The sequence below is a fragment of the Methylobacterium sp. WL12 genome, from assembly GCF_008039475.1.
Taxonomy (GTDB): Bacteria; Pseudomonadota; Alphaproteobacteria; order Rhizobiales; family Beijerinckiaceae; genus Methylobacterium; species Methylobacterium cerastii.
This window is the reverse complement of the sequence record NZ_VRUW01000155.1, coordinates 1-5,058: the sequence shown is the minus strand read 5'-3', so window position 1 is coordinate 5,058 and position 5,058 is coordinate 1. Positions and strand designations below refer to the sequence as shown.

Annotated in this window: 3 protein-coding genes; all 3 read right to left on the bottom strand. The window is 68.7% G+C overall.

What is annotated here, in order from left to right; translation table 11 throughout:
• Positions 1-79 precede the first annotated feature (79 nt).
• Positions 80-2,683, bottom strand: a complete 2,604-nt coding sequence (locus tag FV226_RS26725; RefSeq protein ID WP_147765306.1) for an LPS-assembly protein LptD — start codon at positions 2,681-2,683, stop codon at positions 80-82.
• A 94-nt stretch (positions 2,684-2,777) separates the two neighbouring features.
• A complete protein-coding gene (gene lptG, locus FV226_RS26720; RefSeq protein WP_147765305.1) occupies positions 2,778-3,866 on the bottom strand; it encodes an LPS export ABC transporter permease LptG in 1,089 nt (362 codons plus the stop codon).
• A 6-nt stretch (positions 3,867-3,872) separates the two neighbouring features.
• A complete protein-coding gene (gene lptF / locus FV226_RS26715; RefSeq protein ID WP_147765304.1) occupies positions 3,873-5,030 on the bottom strand; it encodes an LPS export ABC transporter permease LptF in 1,158 nt (385 codons plus the stop codon).
• Positions 5,031-5,058 lie beyond the last annotated feature (28 nt).

Here is a 5,058-nt window from a genome sequence, read left to right as displayed (position 1 = left end):
GCTAAGACGCACGGGCTCGCGGCGGGAGACCTGCCTTAGCAGGAGCCTCCCATCGCCGCGAGCCCGTGCGTCTTAGCCGTCAATGCGCGGAGGCGATGCCGTCCGCCGTGGTGGCGGTGCCGACGTTCTGGCGCAGGTCCGCCTCGCCCAGGGTCTTGAGCTCGACGCGCAGCAACACGGTCTGGTTGCGCTCGGAGACGCCGGTCACCGTGGCGATCGGCGAGACGATGTAGTTGAGCGAGACCGTGGTGCACTCGTCCTGGTAGCCGGCGCCGACGCTCATGCCGGAGAGGTAGAAGCGGCCCGGGTTCTGGTAGGTCGGCAGGTTGCCGACGGGGTTGGCGATGTAGCTCGTCAGCGCCTCGGAATAGAGGGTTCGGGTGTCGAGGTAGTGGGTCAGGTCGACGAGCGCCGAGCCGGTGACGAACCAGTTCGGGGTGATGTTGTAGGTCGCCGTCGCGGTGATGCCCTCGCGGCGATGGCTGAAGCCGAGCAGCGGCTGCGCCTCGTAGTACGAGTAGAACGCCGAGAGCGACAGCGGCAGGAACGGCGCGAACCGGGCGGTGATGCCGGTCTCGAAGCGGTTCACCTTGAAGTCCGCCTGGTCGAAGCGGGCGCGCGTGATCAGGCTGATGTTCTGGTTCGGCGAGACCTGGACGCGGCCGACGAAGTCGGAGGCCGCGGTTTCCAGGCCTGAGTTCAGGCCGACGTTGGCGATGTCGCCGCGGCGGAACGAGTTGACGCCCGCGATCTGGATCGACTCGCCGAACATCGCGTTCGCGTACCAGCCCGAGGCGGTGACCACCGAGTATTGCGCGCCCAGGTTGGTGCGCACGCCGCCCTCGACCCGGTCGTAGCCGGAGAACTTGTCCCACTGGAACAGCGAGGTGTCGTCGAAGACGAGGCTCTGCGCGTCCTCGTTCGGCAGGTGGCCGATCCGGTTCTCGGACGGCCGGGCGATGACCTGGGCGATCGGCTCGAGGGTGTGGACGCCGAGCGGCCCGAAGTCGCTGACGAAGGGATAGCGATAGTCGATGCCGACCGCCGGCATCACGCGGCCGGTGAAGCCGTCGTCGACCGAGGCGATCTGCGGCACCAGGGCGTTCTGGTAGCCCGACAGGCTCGGGTTCACGAAGAACGCGTCGGTGCGCAGGTACGCGAACGGCGTGATCGCCTGGCCGAGGTCGTCGATGAAGGTCCGGCGCCAGGAGAGCTGGGCCGAGGCGCGGGTGTCCGTGCCGGCCAGGCCCCGCACCAGGCAGGTGTTGCGGTTGAAGGTCGTGCAGGTCTCGTAGAGCGGATAGCTGATGCCGTTGACGCTCGGGCTGAACAGGTAGGTGCCGGTGCGCGGCAGGCCCTGGAAGTCCGTCGCCTCGCGGGTCAGGCTGGTGATGTTGGCCTGGAAGCGGACCTCGCCGCCGAGCTCGCCCGGGCCGTTGATGCGCTTGTCGTAGTCGATCACCGGCAGGACGAGGGGCTGCTCCTTCTGCCAGTCGAAACTCGACAGGCCCTTGAAGTAGTAGCCGCGCATCTCGAAGTACGAGCGGTCGCCCTGACCGATCAGGTACGCGGTCGACACCGCCTCACGGAAGTAGTCCGTCGTGATCGACTGGTTGCGGATCCGGTAGTTGTCGAGGAACCACTTGTCGGTCACGCCGACGAGGTCCCAGCCGGTGCGCCAGTTCTCGTTGATGTAGAACCGGCCCTTGGATTCGACCGAGCCGCGGAAGTCGCGGTCGCCGGCGCCCAGCGGCCCCGGCAGGAAGGCCGAGGGCGTCGTCTGGAAGATGCCGGAGACGCGCAGGTTGTAGCTGCCGTTGTCGAGGCGCTGGCGGAACTCGCCCTGCCCGAGCACGCCCTGGCGGCTCAGGAAGGACGGCGATAGGGTCAGGTCGTAGTCCGGCGCGAGGTTGAAGAAGTACGGCACCGTCAGGCCTGTGCCGAGCGCCGTCGAGTTGATGAAGCGCGGGGTGAGGAAGCCGCTCTTGCGCTTCACCGTCGGGTCGGCGGACTCGAAGTACGGCAGGTACGCCACCGGGATGCCGGCGATCTCGACCGTCGAATCCTCGAAGTAGATCGTGTGCGTCTCGTTGTTGTGGATGATCTTGGCGGCGCGCACCTGCCACAGCGGCGGCTTCTCCGGGTGGTCTCGGCAGGGCTCGCAGGCGGTGTAGGTGCCGTAGTCGAAGCTGGTCTGTTCGCCTTCGAGGCGCTCGCCGCGCGGGGACGAGAACCGCGTGCGGATGGTCTCGCCCTTCTTCACCACCGTCTGCTGGATGCGCAGGCTGTCGATGAAGCCGCTCTTGAAGTCGTCGGTCAGCTCCATCTTCTCGCCGGTGACGACCGCGCCGTCCTGGTCGGTCAGACGAACGTTGCCCTCGGCGAAGACGCGGCTCGACGCCCGGTCGTAGCGGACGCGGTCGGCCTGCAGCGTGCGCGGGCCGTAATGCAATTCGGCGTTGCCGCGGGCGGTGACGGTGTTCTTGTCGTTGTCGTAGATCAGCTCGTCGGCCTCGACGAGGAGCTTGTCGCCGGGCTTTCCGGCCACGGGTTTGCCGGCCGAAGGCTTGGCTGCGCCCGGCAGGCCCTGGGCGTCGGCGGGCACGGTGCCGCCGATCGGCGCCGCGGCGCAGAGGAGCGCCAGCAGCCCGAGGACCTTCGCGATGTCGGCGACCTTACGCAACGCCTGTCCCAACTCCGGTGACGACCGCCGCCACGTTTCCGTCCACGTCCGCCTCCCGCGCCAACGTCCGATACCCGCATCCGAGGCGCGGGCGTCAGCCGTCTTCCTGGTACAGAAGCGTGAGCGTACCGAGAAGGCTTCCTACCACGGCCGGGAACCACGCCGCCACCGGCGCCGCGACGATCCCGGAGGCTCCGAGGCCTTCCATCACTTGGCGGGCGACGTACAGGGCGAACCCCGCCGCGACCCCGCCGAGCACCAGCTTTCCCACACCACCAAAGCGGAAGAACCGTAAGGAAACGGTTGCCGCCACCAGGACCATGGCCAGGAAGAGGATCGGCCTGGCCCAGAGCACATCATACTGGAGACGGTAGCGGGTGGCATCCAACCCCGCCCGCTCGGTGCGTGCGATGGTGTCGGGTAGTTGCCAGAATGGCACGGATTCCGGGGGGGTGAAGCGCTGCCGCACCTGGCTCGGGTCGAGGGTCGATGCGATGAGGTAGGTGCCGAACGAATCCGGCGGGGCGCCCGGCGTCAGCACCCGGGTGTCCGTGAGCTCCCAGTAGCCGTCGTGCAGGCTCGCCCGCGCGGCGACGATCTGGGAGACGAAGCGGCCTTCCGCGTCGAAGGTGAAGACCTGGACGCCGGCCAGCGTCGTCGTGCCCTCGATCGCGGTCTCGGCGCGGATGATGGCGCCGCCGTCGAGGCTCTTCTGGCGGATCCACAGGTCCTTGCCCGAGGAGGCCTTGGTCGACTTGGCGAAGATCTTCGCCTCGATCTCGGTGGAGCGCTGCTTCATCATCGCCGAGACCGGGTTGTAGACCCCGACCGTGAAGGCGCCGAGCGCCAGCGCCACGAAGAAGCCCGGCTGCAGGAACTGCCAGGCCGAGATCCCGGCGGCGCGCGCCACCACGAGCTCGAGCTTGCGCGAGAGCTGGAGCAGGGCCGCCATCGAGCCGAACAGCACCGCGAAGGGCAGCACGCCCTCGGCCACCGCCGGCGTGCGGTAGAGCGAGAGCTGGGCCATCAAACCTGTGGACGCGCCCTCCGCGTCGCCGGCGCGGCGCAGCAGCTCGACGAAATCCAGGGTGTAGACGAGCGCGAAGACGGTGATGAACACGCCGAGCACGGTGCGCGCGAAGCGGGCGGCAAAGTAGCGCCCGAGGGTGAAGCCGATCAGCATGACGGCTCAGCCGGCGGCGAGCCGGGGTGCGCGGAAGCGCCCCCGCAGGGCGGATACGATCCGGGCGTTGAGGCCGCGCACCGCGGGCCCCTGGAAGATCACGAGCGACGACAGCGCGATGGCCAGCAGCGGCACCGCGTAGATCGCCACCACCGCGCCCGCGCTTCGGGTCGCCGCGCTGGTCGCGGTGAAGCCGGCGATGCGCAGCGCGACCACCGCCAGCACCGCGCCGGCCATCGCGCCGGCCCGGCCCTGGCGCGTGGTGCGCGGGTCGCCGAGCGCGGCGAAGGCGATGAAGACCAGTGCCAGCGGATAGAGCCAGGCCGAGAGCCGGTCGTGCAGCTCGGCCCGGAAGCGGCCCTTCTGCAGCTTGAAATAGCCCTCGCTCTTGTCGGGGAAGAGCAGCTGCGCGGTCGAGCGCTCGCGCGGCTTGTACACCGTGTCGGCGTCCGGCGGCGCGAAGGCCGCGAGGTCGATCGTGTAGCGCTCGAAGGTCAGGATCGAGGAATCCCGGCTGTCCTTCTGCTGCTGGTGCACGCTGCCGTTCTGCAGGGCGAGGTAGCTGCCGCCGTCCACGTCGATCGCGTTGCCGCGCTCGGCGAGGTAGACCTTGGTCTTGCCGGCCTCGCGCCGGTCCTGGATGAACAGCCCGAGCAGGGCGCCGCCGGGGCCGCGCTCGCGGAAGTGGAAGGTGATGCCGTTGTCGAGCTGGGTGAACTGCCCTTCCTTGACGACGTTGGCGATGAAGTCGCCGCGCACGCGGGTGATCACGTCGCGCAGCTCCTGGAAGCTCGCCGGCATCACGACGATGGTGATGAAGCCCACGAGCGCGCTCACTGCGAAGGCCAGCGTCAGGAACGGCCGCAGGATCGCCCGAGGCTTCATCCCGGCCGCCGACATCACGATCAGCTCGGAATCGCCGTTGAGGCGGTTCAGCGCGTAGACGACGGCGATGAACAACGCGACCGGCGCGATCACCACCACCAGCGTCGGCAGCGACAAGCCGGTGATGAACAGGAAGACCAGCACGGTCTGGCCCTTGGCCGTGATCAGGTCGAGCTCGCGCAGCGCCTGCGTCACCCAGATCGTGCCGACGAGGCCGACCAGGCAGGCGAGGAACGCCGCGAGCGCGATGCGGAAGATGTAGCGCGCGATCTGCGTCATCGAATCATCCCCGCCGCCCTCATCACAG